Genomic DNA, 16,759 nt, shown 5'->3' on the forward strand with positions numbered 1-16,759 from the left:
CTTCCGGATAAATAGCTTCCAGTCTCTGACGGAACTCATCATTCCAGGAATAAATATTGATCACTTTTCCCTCATCCGATCCTTTTGCAGATACACAGCTTACATTTGCTGCCATCATTCCACAAACCATTGCTGCTGCAAGGATCATAGATACCGCTCTTTTTTTCATAGTATAAATCCTCCTTTTTCTGTAGCATCCCCGATGCTTTACCTTTGATGATGAAAATATACCATTTTTTTATCTGCGATTATATTATTAATCTTAACAAAATGTCAGATTCATGTCATAATATAAAAAAACAACACATTCCTTAAACATCAACATATAAGGAGGATATCAATATGTCCATTTCCCAAGACTGGATTACTAATGAGCTGAAAGATACAGAACCGGAAGCTCTTCATCGCTCTCCCTCTGTGGAATATTCTTTTTACAATGCCGTAAGAGCCGGTGATATGGAAGCTGTAAACAAAAACTGCGAGGAAGACTCTTTTCTTCATCTGAAGGGAACCGGTATCCTCTCCAAAAATCCTCTGACCAACCTGAAGTATCATTTCGTTGTCACTACTGCCATGCTCACCCGTTACTGTATTGACGGTGGACTGGAGCCTGAACAGGCATATCGTCTCAGCGATTTTTACATTCTGAAAATGGATTCCTGCACCACTGTACGCCAGATTGCAGATCTGCATCATATTATGGCCAGAGATTTTACCGAAAAAATGATCCTCCAGAAAAAAAGCTCTATTCTTTCCAGACCGGTCATGCAATGTGTGGACTATATTTACGGTCACATTAAAGAGCGTATCACCATTCAGGATCTGTCAGAACATACCGGACTCTCTCCCAGTTATCTGTCCAGAGTATTCAAACAGAATCTTGGAGTATCCATAAGTGATTACATCCGCGAGAAAAAAATCGAAAAAGCCACTCACCTGCTCCGATACTCTGATAAAGCAGTAGTTGATATCGCCAATTATCTGAATTTCTCTTCACAGAGTCATTTTATCCAGATCTTTGAAAACTTCACCGGCCTTACCCCAAAGAAGTACCGTGACAAATATTACAAATCCATGTGGTAAACATCCTTATTATTATGGCTGATATTTTTTATCAGCATCAAAAACGACATCCCGCAGCTTTTTACAACTGTGGGATGCCGTTTTCCTATTGATACTTCTGTTTCTGTAATTTAACAATTATGTATAACCGATTTCTGTTACATCAGTTCCACTTTGATCCTGTGTGTTTCTTTTACAGAAAGCTTTTCGAGCAGTTCCCGATCTATACGTACACAGGTACTCTGTTTGTTTTTCATTTCCTTTTCATCACACCATACTGTTTTTATTTTATATTCTGAAGGAAGTTTTTTCTCCGGATTGCAGATACAGATCTCCAGCTTTCTTCCGGCAAATTCCATAGTAAGAGATGCCTGTCCATTCTCATTATACTGCTCCGGCATCAGTGCCGGCGCGATCACCAGATCTCCAAGATCTCCTCTGACGCCAAATACCTCTGTGATCATAGTCAGCATATACCAGCTTGCAGCACCGGTAAGATATGCATACAATCCTCTTCCCTGATTATCAAAATATTCCGGAATTCCAGGATACATCCTGCTGTTCTCAAAATCCATGGCAGCGTCCAGAAGCGTTTCCAGAACCTTATGTCCTTCTTTTGCATAGCCGTTTTTATACAGTGCATTGCCATACATAACAGCCATATGGGAAAATACCGCTCCGTTTTCCTTTTCTCCATAAGCAAACCCGAACATTCTTCCCAGATCAAATTTTTCTTCATGGAAATTGGTATTCAGACGATATCCTCCTGCCTGACGGTCAAAAAGATATTTATCCACACTTTTACAGATAGACTCAATCTGATCTTTCTGTGCGGTTTTACTCATGATCGCAAATACCTGACTGGTAAGCATCATACGTACCTGGCTGCTTTCTGCCCTTTCCACAGGACGTTTATGATCATCATAATATCCGTTGAACCAGCCGTTTTCTCCGTCTTTTACCCATTCTCTTCTGCGGATGTTTTCCATCATCCAATCTGCCTTTTCATCCAGATTCCGGCTAAGCTGGTCCAGACGGATCACAATAGTATTTCCGCTGATATCATGTGCACATTTTTCTGTGTACTGTCTCAGAATCTGCTGCTTTTTCTCCGGGCTTTCATAAAGCTCACGGTCTCCGGTAAACAGGATTTCCATTTCTTCCGCAACTTCAATCCTGTCAAACATTTCCTTTTCCTGAAGTTTTCTCAGATATTCTGCGATGTTCTTCATATTTCCAGCATATGCACAGGTAAATGCCACACTCTCACCATTTTCCCATGCCATATCCATGGCATCGTTCCAGTCTGCCCCGTGAAGTTTCATCTCGTTGTGCTCTCCTACATCATAAAAAGCACAGAGATTTTCCAGCAAAATGTGTTCCAGAACCGTTCCGTAATAAACCTCACCGGATTCTGTTTTCTGATTTTCTCCATAGGCACTGCTCCATTTTTCATCATGCGCAGTTCCTCTTTTTGTCTGAAGATCCTTGAAATATGGAATCTTCTCAAAAAGGACATTCATATCCCCGGTCTGATCCATATAAAGCTTCGTTGTCACAAATGGCCAGAAAGCATGATCCATCCACACGCGGGCAATGTTGTTGCGGTCTGCGATAAATTCCCCCTGTCTGTTTCCGATGATCGTGGCATTGGTTCCATCGATGCGTACTCCACCGTAATTATCGACGATCATCTGACGTACAACAGAAGGCTCCATGATCAGAAGTGCCAGACAGTCCTGCCAGAGATCACGCCAGCCTCTTCCACCTTTTCCATAATCATGATACGGGAGGAATGAACAACCGTAAATTCTTCTTAATATCGGCTGGAAACAGATCCATTTCAGATAATTATCTCTGTCCTCATCACCTGTCTCAAAAGAAACATTCACTTTTTCTGTCCAGTGTTTTTTTACATGTTCAAATTCTCTTGCAACCTGTTTTTCAGTTCTGTAAAACCGTGCAGTCTCCTCCGGCAGCTGATTTTTTTCAGATATTCCCGCTGTCACAACATATACAGCTGTTTCATGTGGTCTCAGAACCCTGGATGCAAAACGAATACCACCGACAGCTTCCTTTCCTTCAATTTCTGTCCCTGCCGGAACACCTTTTTTCTCTTCTCTGACCACCTCCGGAATCAGGAAAGAACCGCCTTCTCCGATAAACATTTCCACATCAGGATAAAAGCTTTCCGGTTCCGTTCCCTCGCCTTCAGATCCATATACAAAATATGCAGTATTATTCTTCTGATGACCTCTTTCATCAAAAGAAAGCACCGGTTTTACTTCAACACCGTACTCCGTTGTTCTTATCCTGTGCAAAAGGGAAGTCACATGCCTGTGATCTCTGAGATTGTCTGCACTTCTTCCATATACAGGTATTACAGCAACCGGTGTGATCTCCTGTTCTTCCTCTTCAATATTGGTAATCTTTACAAGATGGACCTCCGCATCACCTTTCACTGTCACAAAAGACAAAATCTCTGACTGAAGTCCGTATTTCTCAGAAGTTCTGTGCAGCTTCTGCCACATAAATCCGGCTTCCAGGCTGCTTTTATCCTGTTTATCAGTATATTTCTGAAATTCCTGTTCTGCCGAAACTCCGCATGCTGACCAGTAACCTTTTCCTTTTATCTTGCACCAGAAATTTCTGGTGTTTCGATTATTATGAAGATTCTCAATGCTTACCGGTTCCAGCAGAAAATGATTCTGATCCAGTTTGCTGTCTCCTCCCAGAGAAGAGGTGATCGCGGATTTCAATCCGTTTTCTCCGGCCAGAGGTATATATAAACCGCTGTAATTCTCCGGATTTTCTATGGAAAAGCTTCCATTTTTATCCTGAAATTTTATATATTTCATTCTGTGATCTCCTTCCTGCCAAAATAAAACGGTATTTATATTCCATTTTACTTTGTATTCATAAATGTGATCTCCTCGCAATTTATATCCATTATGTCATGACATATAGAATTCAATTTCTGTCTCACCGGTAAGTTTCTCCTGCGGAATATAATTACCCGGAAGTTCTTCTCCATTTACATAGAGTTTTTTACATCCGGCTTCCACATGTCCCGGATTCTTCACAGTGATATGGAGATGACATCCACGGAAATCCTTGCTTATCTCAAACTTCTCCCATTCTTTTGGAATCGATGGTGCTATACGTAAGCCATAGAAATCCGGACGCATGCCAAGAATTCCTTCTACACATCCTACCATCACAGTAGATGCTGTTCCTGTCAGCCAGTGCACATGAGATCGTCCGAAATTCGGGCTTGCTTTTCCTTCTGTAAACTGTCCATAGCAGTATGGCTCCAGCTGTCTGATCTCAGCCCTGTCATTCTGCGCTGCCGGAGCATTCTCCAGGAAATAATTAAATGCACGCTCACCATGTCCGCAAAGTGCTTCTGCCAGAATGAGCCATCCCTGTGACTGTGAAAAGATTCCCGCATTTTCCTTTGTTCCTGCATTGTAGATAACCGCAAGTGCTCCGTCGAAAGCATTTGCATGATATGGAGGATCCATAAGGATTGCACCGTATTCTGTATTCAATCTTTCATAAACCATTTGAAGAGCCAGATCTGCCTGCCGCTCTGTTGCAAGGCCGCTGATCACAGCCCAGCTCTGTGGATTCAGCCACATGTTTGCCTCCGGGTCAGTTCTCTTTCCGATAACCTCTCCCCGCTCCGTAAACCCACGGATAAAACGATCTTCATTCCAACAGAGTTCCTGGATCAATTTTCCAAGCTGCTCTTGTTTTTCTTCCAGGTATTTTATATATTTTTCATCTTTTTTGTATTTTGCAAACTCTTTCAGGATAGTCATTGCATAATAGAACTGTAATGCAACGAAAGTAGATTCCCCATCCTTTCCAAGTCTCAGACAATCATTCCAGTCTGCATAAAGTCCGGCCGGCATTCCATGTCTGCCAAGATGGTTCATGGAGAAGTCAATAGCTCTTTTCAGATGCTCGTATACAGTTCCTTCATCCTTGTTTGCAAACGGGATCACTTCATCGATGAATGCAAAATTTCCTGTCTCTGAAATATATTTGTATACAGTAGGGAACAGCCAGAGTGCATCATCTGCGCGGTATGCCGGATGACCGGTTTCCTGTACATAGGATGCATCATCCGGTGTATCCTCATGTCCCGGATTATGTGTGAATTTCACAAGTGGAAGACCGCCGCCGTTATCTACCTGTGCTGACAACATGAAACGGATCTTATCCAGTGCCATTTGGGGTGCAAGATGGATCACACCCTGGATATCCTGTACAGTATCACGGTATCCATATCCGTTACGAAGTCCGCAATAAGTAAAAGATGCTGCACGTGACCAGATAAATGTCATAAAACAGTTATATGCGTTCCATGTATTGATCATGGTATCGAATTCCGGACTTGGTGTTCTGATCTGAAAATGTGCAAGCTGTCCGTGCCAGTAACTGATCAGTTCTTCAAGCTCCACCGCGCATGTTTTTTCACAGTCTGCATAATGTGCTATAATCTCCGCTGCTTCATTATCCTCCTTCATTCCTGCCAGAAAAGCCATTTCCCGACTTTCTCCCGGTTCCAGAGTAATTACAGCTGAAAGAGCTCCACAGCTGTTTTCATTATAATTTCCCTCATTACATAATACACCAGCTTCAACCCCTGCTGGATTGTTGTATCCGTGATATCTTCCAAGGAATTTTTCCCTGTCACCACACCAGGAAGAAACCTTCTCTCCAGCCAGGCCGAAAAATCGGTTGAACACGTTCTTGTTATCAACCTCTTCCCCATCCTTAAGGCCGTCCAGATTCGCATGGATCATCTGACGTACACGATCTCCACAGAATACTGTTCTTGTAATATACTGGGAATACTGCAGATTCACCTGATCCTGTTCATAATTGCTGTTATTTGTAAACTCTGCATATCCAGTCACACTGATCTCACGTTTTCTGTCTGAGCAGTTGGTAACTTTCAGATTCCATACCTCGTAGGACTGCCCAAGCGGTACATAGTATCTCACCTCTGAATGTATCTCGCTGTAATCTGCCATCATTTTAGTATAGGCTGTGCCATGATGACATTCACTTTTATACTCACTGAGATCTTTGCCAACCGGCTGCCAGGATGCTGACCAATAATCTTTTGTGTCATTATCCCTGAGATAAATATATCTTCCCGGCTGATCAAACTGATTAAAAATATATCTCAGGATTCTGCCGTTCGCCCCGGATTTTGCAAAGCTGTATCCCCCTGCATTATTGGAAACGATTGCTCCGTATTCCGGCGATCCCAAATAATTCACCCACGGAGCAGGTGTGTCCGGCCTGGTAATCACATATTCCTTTTTTTCTTCATCAAAATACCCATATCTCATGCCATACAATCTCCTGTTCTGTATATTTTCCGTAACATTGTCTGCTGTTACCTATTTTCTACACTATAACTGATATGCAGATAGCAATATACAAAATAAAAGATTAAAATATCAGATTCATGACATAAGATATGGATATAATTCTTTACAATTCTTCCTCCGTGATCACCAGCTTCATGGCCCAGGCCGGGATATCCACATCCTCAGGCTCCTGCTCCATAAATACAAATGCTGTCCGGTATGGCGGCATCTTTGCCGGAAAAATACCGTAACCGTCTGTAAAATACACCAGTCCCTTCAGATTTTCAAACTCACGTTTTTCCATCAGCTCTTCCACATAAGCAAAAGCCGGACGGAAATCTGTACCTCCATCACCGTAAAGTTCCAGGCTGTTCATATACTCCTGCAATTCCTCTGCACCGGTGATCTTTACATCCGAATGCACCTTCTCATCACACTGGATAATGTGTATATTTACCTTCTGGAAAAAATTCCCGCTGTCGCTTAAGATCCCATAAGTTTCCTCCAGAAATCTCTGTACCAGTTCTCCTGAACAGGACATGGAGGTATCGATCACAATGACAAAGTCCGAAACTTTTTTCACTTCTCTGGTTTCCAGGGGTTCGATCAGCGGCATATTCCCGTAAAGGGAAAGCCCGTAGGTATAAAAATTATAATCAAAGCTGTCCGGATCCACAGTCAGTTCTTCCCGAAATACTGCAAACTTCCGCAGAAATTCCCGATAATCATATCGTTCCCGGTTCTCTATTTTCAGCTGGTCCAGAAAATCTCCGTCCTGCTCTCCTGACTCCCTGGAAAAGGTCTCCAGATCTGTCTCGATCCCATCGCTGATATCTCCCCATTTTTTACTCATCAGGGGATTGGGTTTCCGGTCAGGCTGCTGGTTTGCCCAGTATTTATGGTCGTCCACGTAGAACTCTTTTTCCAGCTGTGCCAGTTCTTTTTCCTTCAGAAATTCTTCTTTCAGAATCTTGTAGATTCTCTCTGCATTCAGCGTCTTCTTTTCCTTTTCCAGAAGACGGTAGGTTTCCCTCCGGAGAAGACTTCTGGAATATCGGACTGAGCGGTGGTAGATCCCGTCGATCATATGCTCCACTGCAATATCGCAGCTTAAATTCCACAAACGCTTCTCTATTCCCGGCTTCCCAAAGTGCCGGAAAATGCAGTGAAATACCATATGGAGATATCCTCGATTCACAAGAATCCTGTTTTCTTTATAAAGCCCGCCAAGCTGTGCCGGATGGAAGTACATCACAGCCCCGTCTGTTCCAAACGGACTGACCGAACCATCCATCTGATAAATAAAGCTGCTCAGCGCCACATCCAGAAAACGCATGCCAAGATACAGCTCGTCTCTTGCCGCCCGGAGGATGCTGCTGCCGATGTCCTGGAGACGCTGGGCCGCCTCCTGGGGATTGGATCCCTTACCGGGCAGGAAGTTATTTTTATTTTTTTCAGTTGTTTCTATATCACTCATAACTGAAACTTCTTTCTCCTTTTAACAGGGCACCTCTCATTTTCTGTCTCCCCGGCCACCTTCTGCTCTTCCTTCAGCATCCGGCTGCGTTCATTCATCAGAAATGCGGAAATCTCCATATCCTTCTTCCCGGACGCCACATCAATACTATGTTCCAGGCCCTCTCTGTTCCAGAGTTTTTCCCGAGAAAGCAGCTCCAGACCATTTAAGCTTCCGCTTTCCACCAGAAATTCCCCGATATCCTTAAGATTTCCCTGGATATAATCCTCATACTGCTTCTTCGCCTTTTCACTGAGCTGCCACGGATAACGAAGCCGCCCAAAGCTCATATCAACCAGAACCTCCAGCTTATCCATTACCACTGCCATATCAAACAGGCTGTCATACTCTGCGAAATCCAGTTCTTTGCTGTAGAAGCATTGCCGGTAATTGGTCCCTGAGCCATGATACTCCGTAAACAAAATTCTCGCAGGCGTATTCTCCACCGCCTCATCATAATGCTCCGGAAAAACCATATGCGCACGTTTTCCACCTGCCTCACCATTTTCATACAGAAAATCCACATCAATCTTCTGCCACAGCTCACCGAGGATCTCCTTTGCACAGGACTTGAGCCCTTTTTTCTGATGGATCACAAGCTCCTTCAGCCCGCTACAGCCCGTAAACGCCCCGGTTCCCACCTGCATCAGCGTATCCGAAAATTCCAGCCGCTCCAGCTTTTTGCATCCATAAAAAATATATCTTCCGATTTCCTTCAGTGTATCGGGAAAAACGATCTCCTGCACTTCCTCTCCGGCAAGAAGTCTCTCTTCTCCGAACGAAATTACATCTTCGCTCTCCCAGGTTTCTGCATCTTCTTCTCCATCCTTATGTGCAGAAAACGCATACGGCGCCGCACTGACTACCGGAAGACCATTGATCTCTTCCGGCAGCACGATCCGGTCATCGGTACCATAACACCGAACGATCTCTATTGCATTATTTTTAATTCTGTAATGTATTTTCATCGTACACTTTCTTCCCTATGTCACAATAATAAAAATTTCTGTTTCCTATTGTAGACTTATTCCAAACAAAAAACAACCCATCGGACCACTGATGGCAAGTCAGTATCCTGCGGGTTGTTCGTTTCTTTTATCATAAGGTTGGAGGAATTGCTATATTTTTATCGGTCTATACTTTGAGTTTTTTCTCTTCAGGATTTAAAGTTTCCTGTAAACTTCCATACCATATCCGGCTGTTCCGGAAGATAGGTAACGTTAGGTCTCCAGGTCGCGATCACGGTATCTTTAGAATTGACCCAGAAGGAATACTCTTCCCTGTAGGAAGTGTTGAGCAGTCCCACAGACAGATATAACGTTTCCTGATCCATTCCATAAGCAATGCTGTGATATCTCTTTGTAAAATCATCCGGATAAAGATCGTTCTGTTTCCAGCTCTTAAATCCTGCATAAGCAATCTTTTTCTCACCCTGGACTATCATTTCCAGACGCAGTTTACATCCTTCCGGAATGATCTTTGCACTTTCAATGTTTCTCGGATTTTCTGTAAAAATAATCTCCCGGTTAAATAATCCACTGAGTTCTTTTTCCGCAGTTTTCAGTCTGCCTTCCGGCTGTGGCAGAGAAAGGCTTTTTATTTTTGCTTCCAGATATTTCTCTCCTTCTTCCCGTTTTTCTTCCGGGCAAGGTATGGAAACTGCTTCCTTCATATATTTAAGGCAGATATCTGCCGCAAGATATTCTCTCGCACCTGCGGTAATGCCAATGGCAACCGGAAGTTCCCGGAAGCACACCAAATACTGTCCAAATGCTCCTTCTGCCGCAAAGATCTCTTTTCCTGCTTTGATGTGATATGCATAATGAGTCAGTGCTTTTTTCTCATCTCCGGGAATTACGACTCTTGACTGTCCCATCTCTTCGATCCACCACTGTGGCACCAGCTGCTCACCCTTCCAGTTTCCTTTCTGGAGAAGGAGCTGTGCCAGTGTGGAAATCTGATCTGCGGTCAGATACATGCCCCAGCCGCCGGTATTATGTCCCTCAGGACTTGTAAGCCAGTTGATCTTTCCAAAACCAAGTTTGTCAAAAACACGTTTCTGCATAATGGACAGACAGTTTTCACCCATAACTTTGGTCACGATCCTGGAAAGTGTATAGCTGCATCCGGAATCATAATGAAAAACTTTTCCGATATCTTCTTTCAGCTTAGGCTGTCCAAGCCAATTCTTCTCCCAGTCTTTTTCCAGTCTGGAAAACCATACATTATTACAGCATTCCGGGGAACCGGCCTGCATGGTAAGAAGATCATATACGGTAATATTTTCCAGGGCTTCATCATATTCATCCGGAAGATCTTCTCTCACATAATCCAGAAATTTATCCTCCAGATGAAGTTTTCCCTCATCCACCGCAAATCCAACACAGATACTTGTTCCGATCTTTGATAAAGAATGCATCATCTGCGGCTCTTCCATTGAGAAAGGTGCCCAGGCTCCTTCAACAACCTTTTCTCCTTTATACCGTACAGAAATACTGTGTAATTCTACGGTGTTCTCAAGTTCCTCAAGCATTTTTGCCAGCTTGAACGGATTTAATTCATTCATTTTTTTCCTCCTCTGCAGGCTGCCATATGGATGTCTCGATACGGATTCCACCTTTTCTGGTGAGATATACACCAATCAGGATCAATGCAACCATAACTATAACAGCAGATACTGCATATACAAGTTTAATACTGAAAATTCCTTTTATAAAAATAATCGTGTAAATGATGATACTGATGGTACAGAATACGTAAAGTCCTGCACTGGAAAGGTGAAATTTGTTCTTCTTCCAGGTATCCGGATATTTCTTCGGAAGACGTGAAATTGCATACACAACTGTAACATTCATAAAAAATGTGATCACCTGGAAAATATTTGTGATCGTCACGATACTCATATCAAAAATGATCGGAAGCAACACTACGATCAGTGTGTAGGTATAGATCAGGTACGGTGCTCCGAAACGGTTTTCCTTCAGAATTCCTTTCGGCAGCCATCCATCCTTGGCAGCCTGAGCGATCGGATATCGTACATCATTAAATACACCATTCAAAGTAGTGATGATTGCCATGATCGGTCCGCCGATCATAAAAAGTTTATACACAATACCAGGAAGGATCTCCTGTGCTGCCGGAAGGATTGTTTCCACACCTGCAACCTTATCGTGAGGAAGCACCCCACCTGTAACCATCGCAAGGCCCACATAAATAAAAAGCAGACATGGCACGCAGGACATTGCCGCAAACGGAACATCTTTCGTTGCTCTTTTCGCGTCTTTACCATACCACAGAACATTGTAGTAACCATTTGCGGAATTGATAAGAAGAAGTGCCGCCAGCATAAAGCCTTTAAAGCCGCCGGTAAACATCTTATCTCCTGAAAAATCAAAGATCGGCTGTCTGATCTGTGTAAGTCCGAAAACAACATACAGAACCATTGTGATCAGAAGAACCGTTGATAATATCTTGCTTACCTTTGCAAAAATATCCATTCCCAGAAGATTCAGAACAAACAGGATAACAACACCTGCGATTGCCAGTGCTTTCACTGTAATTCCCGGGAGGAGATTATTCAAATACAATCCCAGTGCCAACGCAAAAGAACTGTTGAGGATCGGCGTTACCAGTTTCGTATAAGCTACCAGACCTCCGGTGCTGACTCCGGAAAGGTTCGTTACGATGGAATACGGGCCTCCTGCCACGCGCATGGTCCCACCAAGAATAATATACGGAAAAACCATAAAGAATCCCATGACAATCGCTGTCAGATAAGCAAGCCATACAGAATAACCGGTATAAGCCATTGCCGGTCCGATCAGAGTTACCATTCCGGAGCCGATTACCATTCCTACTGCGATCGCAAAAAGATCACCACGCTCAAGTATACCCGGTTTCGGTTCCGGCTTGTTCACAATTATGTTCTTGTCGTTCATTTCATTGCGCCTTTCTTTACTTTTTTACTTTTTATTTTTTATTTTTTATATTGTATACATAAAGAATAGTGAAAAACGCCGTAACTGTCAATAACAATTAACAATTTCGGCGTTTTGTAAAAATTATCTGTTCTGTTTTTGTATACTTTTTACAGAAAAATGGTAATTTCTACAGCCTAATTATACCGTTGCACAAAGTTCTCACAACTGCTTTTTATATGTTTCTGCATACGCAGATAACATTCCATAGCATCACCTTTTCGAATACTTTCTACAATTTCCTCATGCTCTTTCAGAGATTTTCTTACGTACTCTTCTTCATTTACCAGTACGCCTCTGGACAGTCCGTTCCACAGTTCTGACAGCATATTTTTAAGTTTATCATTTCCTGCTGCTGTCCATAATTCCATGTGCAAAGTCTGATTGAGACTTGAATAACTTTCAAAATCACCTTTTTCTATCTCTTCTCTGGAAACCTTGAGGATCTGATCAATCCTCTGAAAATCGATCTTATTTTCACAACACAAAACACAGGCTTCACTTTCCAGTGCCGCCCGCACCTGAAAATGTTCGCGGATCGTTTTTTCATTCACTCCAAGAACTACTGCACGTTTATTTCGCTCCAGTTCCAGAAGTCCATCTCTTGCCAGAATCTGAAAGGCTTCTCTTGTAGGTGTAATGGACACTCCAAGTTCCTGCGCAGTACTTTCCAGTGTCAGAATTTCCCCCGCCGGAATTTTTTTTGAAAGAATTGCCTCTCTGAGATTCGCCGCAATCTTTTCTCTTATGGGTAAAGTCTTTATTGGTTTAAGTCCCAGCATGTATATACTCCTGTTCTTATAGATCTTTTTTATTTAGATGAATATTAACAGTATTCTATTCTAGCGTATTTTTACTGTATTGTAAATTCCCATTAAGACAGGTACCCACATTCTTGCAGGAGACTTAACTGACTTACACATTTTATAAATACTGGCTGAACTCCACCTTCTCCTTATTCGGGCCTTCAATAGTAAAGAACTTCACACCATTCTCCCAGAACGGCAGGAAATGGACTTCATCATTGGTAGTATTCAGTCCGGCTGCTGTCACCAGCTCGTGGACTTTCTCCACATCCTTCACATCAATGGCAACATGGTCAATGGCGCCGGATTCCATTTTTGCTGCTTTGTTCTCGTAAGTCTCGATCACAAGATTTCCAAGCTTCAGGAAAGCAACCTTCTCATTGGCAGCCTCGTTCACCGTCTGGAAAGCGATCTTAAATCCCAGTGCCTCATAAAATTTAATGGTTGTCTCAATATCATTGGTTGGCACACCTACGTGCTGAACTCCGTTCATCTGATCTTTTAAATTCATTTCAAAACCCCATCCTTTCATAAATCTGACATACTCATAAACACAATCGCTTCGCAATTTAGATTCAACTCTGCTACAGTTTTATGAATACGATCACTTTGCAATTCTGCGTTCCACCTGTGCAAGCTCCGGCATTGCCGGGATCGCACCTTTTTTCTCCACGCAGAGACTGGCCACTGCATTGCCGAAACGGGCAAATTCCTTCAGATCCTCCTGGGTCAGCTCGTCCAGATGTTTCTCTGCTGTGCTGACTTTGTACAGGAAACCGCCCCAGAAAGAATCTCCGGCTCCGTTCGTGTCTGCGATCTGTTTCACTGCAAATCCCGGTACCATACAGCCGCCATCCTTGCCGTAAAGATATGCTCCTTCGCCGCCAAGTGTAACTGCCACAACTTTCACGCCCTGGCTGTACAGTGCTTCTGCTGCTTCCCGGACATCCTTATGATCTGTCAGAAGTTCTGTCTCTTCATCCGAAATCTTCATAAGATCCACATAGGGAACCAGGCTTCTCATATGCTTCTTCGCTGTCTTTTCATCCGGCCACAGAGATGCACGGTAATTGGGATCGTAAGAAATCACGCTGCCCTTGTTTTTTGCTCTTTTTACCGCATAAAACGTGGTATCTCTTGCAGGCTGATCCGTCAGGGACAGGGATCCAACATGAAAAATATGGGTATGATCCAGCACATCCACATCCACTTCTTCCTTCTGGATCTTCGTATCCGCTCCCGGTTTTCTTGCAAAAGAGAAAGTCCTCTCTCCAGTCTCGCTGACTTCCACAAAAGCCAGTGTAGTAAAATAATTTTCGTCCAGGAGCATACCCTTGGTATCCACGTTTTCTTTCTCAAGAACAGATTTCAGGAACTTTCCGTGCATATCTTTTCCTGCTTTACCGATAAATGCAGTATGAGCTCCCAGTCTGCTGGCTGCAACTGCACCATTGGCAGGTGCACCGCCCGGATTTCTGGCATACAGCATCTGTCCATCCTCATTGATATCCTGAGATGTAAAATCGATCAGGATCTCACCAAAGGTTGTGTGATATCATAGATGGATCTTTTCACAGCATCTCCTGTGTCCACAATAAGGTTCTGATCAAGCAGCTGAAAAAGGATCTTCTCGCATTCTTTCTCATTATCTGTATGTATATGAAGCTCTCCCTCGTCAAACTCAGGCATACTTAAGACACCAAGCATAGACTTCGCATTTACAACATAACGGCCATAACATAATTCTACATCATAGGGGATGGATTCTGCAATACTTACCAGCTTTCTTGCATTCTGCATTGTGCCTAAAATTACTTTTACTATCATTTTTGTCTACTCTCCTATGCAAAATACTTACATAAACCGTTCTCGTAACCCTGGTTTTATTTTACATATTTATGAATAGTTGCCTTTACAGCTCCGGGTCCTGCGATCATCTCACGGAACATATCCTCGATCTTCTCTCCGACACCATCTTTATAAAGGTCTGTGAAGAACAATCTCTCATTGGAAAGGATCGGCTTCAGCTGATCCTTGAAGGTTTCCGGTTTTCCGATCACGATATCGCCAAGCTGCTCTGTGATCTCCTCATTCATCGGGTCCGGTGCAAGCTCAAATTTGTTTCCTTCGTCATCTACAGCCAGCATGTATCTCAGCCAGCCTGCGATTCCCAGCGGGATTGCTGTCAGTCTGGAAGCATCTCCAAATTTCTTCACATATGCTTTTACAGTCTCACCGAAACGGATACCTACCATCTGGGACACATCTACAGCCAGACGAAGGTTGGTATCTCCAAGATACTCATTCGGGAAACGGTCATTAAAGAGTTCATCCACAAATGCCTGCGGGGAAAGGATTCCAGGATCTGCAACTACCGGAAGTCCCTCGTCATAAGCAACCATACGGGCCATTTTCATCATATCTTCGTTCGTGTTCAGCATATGTGCAAACAGATCATAGCCAAGTACCACACCAAGAGGGCCGGTTGCGGAATGTACAGGATTCAGGCATACGGTTACTTTCATTCTCTCGGAAAGATTGACGGTATTTCTGTCCGCCATATATACGCCGAAGCCTTTTTCCAGAGCAGGGCGTCCGTTAGGGAAGCTGTCCTCGATAACAAGATACTGTGGCTTCTCAGCATTAACAAATGGTGCTATGTATGTCTTCTTTCCTGTGATCACCGGCTGCATGTCTTCAACGCCAAGCTTCTCAAGGTCTGCTGCGATCTGCTCGCTTGGACGAGGTGTGATCTTGTCGATCATGGTCCACGGGAATGCAACCACCTTCTCGTCCGTTACATAATCTACGAAGCCATCATCTACGAAGCCCGCTTTATGCCATTCCTCTGTCATAGTCAGCACGGACTCACGAAGCTTGGCGCCGTTCTGTGAGCAGTTGTCCATGGATACCAGGGCGATCGGATATTTCCCTGCTTTATATCTCTCATTCAGCATAGCCACAAGAACTGCCATTGCTCCCGTTGCCTTATCCGGTCCGTTCTTAATATCTGCTTCCACAAACGGGAACCATGTTCCGTCTGCTTTCTGGAGTGCATAACCCTTTTCTGTGATAGTGAAGGAAACCAGCTGCAGGGATTTAGCCGCAAAAATTTCTTTCAGGCGGTCCCATTGTCCAGCATCAGATGACTGTGCTTTCACTGCTTCTGCAAGCGCCCCAAGAACTTTGTATTCACGGGTTCCATCACCGTGGAGAATGACATTTAAGCCAAGGTTGTCATATGGCGCGTAAATCTTATCTACTACATCATAATCAAAGGTCTCTACACATGTGATGCCTCTGTCAAGAACTCCCCCTTCCAGAAGACCATCTGCAATACCTCCGATAAATACACGGAAGATATTTCCGATTCCGAAATGTACCCAGCCTGGCTCCTTCTTCGCTTTCTCAGTAACTGCCTCTACATCGTATCCTGGAAGATTGATGCCTGCTTTCTCCCATGCTTCACGCTCTTTGATTCCTTCTCTTGTTAATTTCATGATAGAACCTCCTTTTTTTCGTTCATTTCGTTATTTATGTCTTTTACTTATGTTTATGTCTTAACTGTAAGTAGAGTATAAAACTTTCCTTTTTAAAAATCTATTGGCAAAGCGTCTAATTTTACTCTTATTTTTTTGTTTACTTTTACCCGTTCTCCCCTACATTGCATTTCCCGCAAATTTATACTAAAATACATTTAACAAATGTAGCAAGAATTCTCTCACCTCTTCAGGTGGTGAGATGAATTGCACATCGGAGCATGTCTGCTCAAAAAAATCTCTATAGTATAAAAGAAACACTTGTTCTCCCTTCCCTGATGTAGTATACTGAAAAGAACAATTAGTTCATAAATACATATCCGTTGATATAAGAAAAAGGATGATAAATATAATGGAGTTAGACCATGAAAGATGCATTCTGGGGTCAGATATTCTGTCTGCTCAGTGCAGGCGGAGCAACGATTGAAACGATACGGCAGTATATAGAAAGCCAGGGTGAGAAGAATGA

12 protein-coding genes and 1 pseudogene are annotated in these 16,759 nt (G+C 43.2%); 2 read left to right on the forward strand and 11 right to left on the reverse strand.

Annotation, left to right across the window (positions count from 1 at the left end):
• The first annotated feature begins 342 nt into the window (after positions 1–342).
• A complete protein-coding gene (locus AB5026_RS17055) occupies positions 343–1,083 on the forward strand; it encodes a helix-turn-helix transcriptional regulator (RefSeq protein ID WP_368213977.1) in 741 nt (246 codons plus the stop codon).
• Between the two features lie 137 nt (positions 1,084–1,220).
• Here AB5026_RS17055 and AB5026_RS17060 read toward each other — a convergent pair whose 3' ends face one another.
• From AB5026_RS17060 to AB5026_RS17110, 11 genes are all read right to left on the reverse strand, one after another.
• Positions 1,221–3,920 (reverse strand): cellobiose phosphorylase, encoded by a 2,700-nt coding sequence (locus tag AB5026_RS17060; RefSeq protein ID WP_368213979.1) that lies wholly within the window; start codon positions 3,918–3,920, stop codon positions 1,221–1,223.
• Between the two features lie 96 nt (positions 3,921–4,016).
• Entirely contained in the window at positions 4,017–6,431 is a 2,415-nt protein-coding gene (locus tag AB5026_RS17065) for a glycosyl hydrolase family 65 protein (protein ID WP_015526176.1), read from the reverse strand.
• 145 nt (positions 6,432–6,576) lie between these two features.
• Positions 6,577–7,929 carry a VWA-like domain-containing protein gene (locus AB5026_RS17070; protein WP_368213981.1) on the reverse strand — a complete coding sequence of 451 codons (1,353 nt, stop codon included), beginning with the start codon at positions 7,927–7,929 and terminating at the stop codon, positions 6,577–6,579.
• On the reverse strand, positions 7,926–8,936 hold the full coding sequence (locus AB5026_RS17075; protein WP_110102970.1) for a leucine-rich repeat protein: 1,011 nt from the start codon (positions 8,934–8,936) through the stop codon (positions 7,926–7,928). Before AB5026_RS17075 ends, AB5026_RS17070 begins: the two co-directional genes overlap by 4 nt.
• 188 nt (positions 8,937–9,124) lie before the next feature.
• Positions 9,125–10,534 carry a serine hydrolase gene (locus AB5026_RS17080; protein ID WP_110102971.1) on the reverse strand — a complete coding sequence of 470 codons (1,410 nt, stop codon included), beginning with the start codon at positions 10,532–10,534 and terminating at the stop codon, positions 9,125–9,127.
• The gene (locus AB5026_RS17085) at positions 10,527–11,906 is read right to left on the reverse strand and encodes an APC family permease (RefSeq protein ID WP_110102972.1); all 1,380 of its coding nucleotides are present in this window, start codon (positions 11,904–11,906) and stop codon (positions 10,527–10,529) included. Before AB5026_RS17085 ends, AB5026_RS17080 begins: the two co-directional genes overlap by 8 nt.
• A 176-nt stretch (positions 11,907–12,082) precedes the next feature.
• On the reverse strand, positions 12,083–12,727 hold the full coding sequence (locus AB5026_RS17090) for a GntR family transcriptional regulator (protein ID WP_173739759.1): 645 nt from the start codon (positions 12,725–12,727) through the stop codon (positions 12,083–12,085).
• Positions 12,728–12,869: 142 nt separating this feature from the next.
• On the reverse strand, positions 12,870–13,262 hold the full coding sequence (locus AB5026_RS17095) for a VOC family protein (protein ID WP_015526181.1): 393 nt from the start codon (positions 13,260–13,262) through the stop codon (positions 12,870–12,872).
• Between the two features lie 93 nt (positions 13,263–13,355).
• Positions 13,356–14,240, reverse strand: coding sequence for a carbohydrate kinase (locus AB5026_RS17100; RefSeq protein ID WP_368213984.1), 885 nt, complete (start codon positions 14,238–14,240; stop codon positions 13,356–13,358).
• A gap of 38 nt (positions 14,241–14,278) precedes the next feature.
• A complete protein-coding gene (locus tag AB5026_RS17105; RefSeq protein ID WP_244095968.1) occupies positions 14,279–14,578 on the reverse strand; it encodes an HPr family phosphocarrier protein in 300 nt (99 codons plus the stop codon).
• Positions 14,579–14,634: 56 nt separating this feature from the next.
• Positions 14,635–16,251: a mannitol dehydrogenase family protein gene (locus AB5026_RS17110; protein ID WP_022427075.1), complete on the reverse strand. Its 1,617-nt coding sequence runs from the start codon at positions 16,249–16,251 to the stop codon at positions 14,635–14,637.
• Positions 16,252–16,658: 407 nt separating this feature from the next.
• Here AB5026_RS17110 and AB5026_RS17115 point away from each other — a divergent pair.
• Positions 16,659–16,759: pseudogene (locus tag AB5026_RS17115) on the forward strand (transposase); the annotation flags it as partial.

This window comes from Blautia sp. RTP21359st1_E11_RTP21359_211015 (assembly GCF_040910705.1).
Lineage (GTDB): Bacteria > Bacillota > Clostridia > Lachnospirales > Lachnospiraceae > Blautia_A > Blautia_A fusiformis.

Coding starts and splice junctions, on each gene's coding strand:
- AB5026_RS17090 (WP_173739759.1), bottom strand. CDS start 12,727: ATGCTGGGACTTAAACCAATAAAGACTTTACCCATAAGAGAAAAGATT.
- AB5026_RS17060 (WP_368213979.1), bottom strand. CDS start 3,920: ATGAAATATATAAAATTTCAGGATAAAAATGGAAGCTTTTCCATAGAA.
- AB5026_RS17085 (WP_110102972.1), bottom strand. CDS start 11,906: ATGAACGACAAGAACATAATTGTGAACAAGCCGGAACCGAAACCGGGT.
- AB5026_RS17070 (WP_368213981.1), bottom strand. CDS start 7,929: ATGAGTGATATAGAAACAACTGAAAAAAATAAAAATAACTTCCTGCCC.
- AB5026_RS17105 (WP_244095968.1), bottom strand. CDS start 14,578: ATGATAGTAAAAGTAATTTTAGGCACAATGCAGAATGCAAGAAAGCTG.
- AB5026_RS17080 (WP_110102971.1), bottom strand. CDS start 10,534: ATGAATGAATTAAATCCGTTCAAGCTGGCAAAAATGCTTGAGGAACTT.
- AB5026_RS17075 (WP_110102970.1), bottom strand. CDS start 8,936: ATGAAAATACATTACAGAATTAAAAATAATGCAATAGAGATCGTTCGG.
- AB5026_RS17095 (WP_015526181.1), bottom strand. CDS start 13,262: ATGAATTTAAAAGATCAGATGAACGGAGTTCAGCACGTAGGTGTGCCA.
- AB5026_RS17100 (WP_368213984.1), bottom strand. CDS start 14,240: ATGCTGTATGCCAGAAATCCGGGCGGTGCACCTGCCAATGGTGCAGTT.
- AB5026_RS17055 (WP_368213977.1), top strand. CDS start 343: ATGTCCATTTCCCAAGACTGGATTACTAATGAGCTGAAAGATACAGAA.
- AB5026_RS17065 (WP_015526176.1), bottom strand. CDS start 6,431: ATGAGATATGGGTATTTTGATGAAGAAAAAAAGGAATATGTGATTACC.
- AB5026_RS17110 (WP_022427075.1), bottom strand. CDS start 16,251: ATGAAATTAACAAGAGAAGGAATCAAAGAGCGTGAAGCATGGGAGAAA.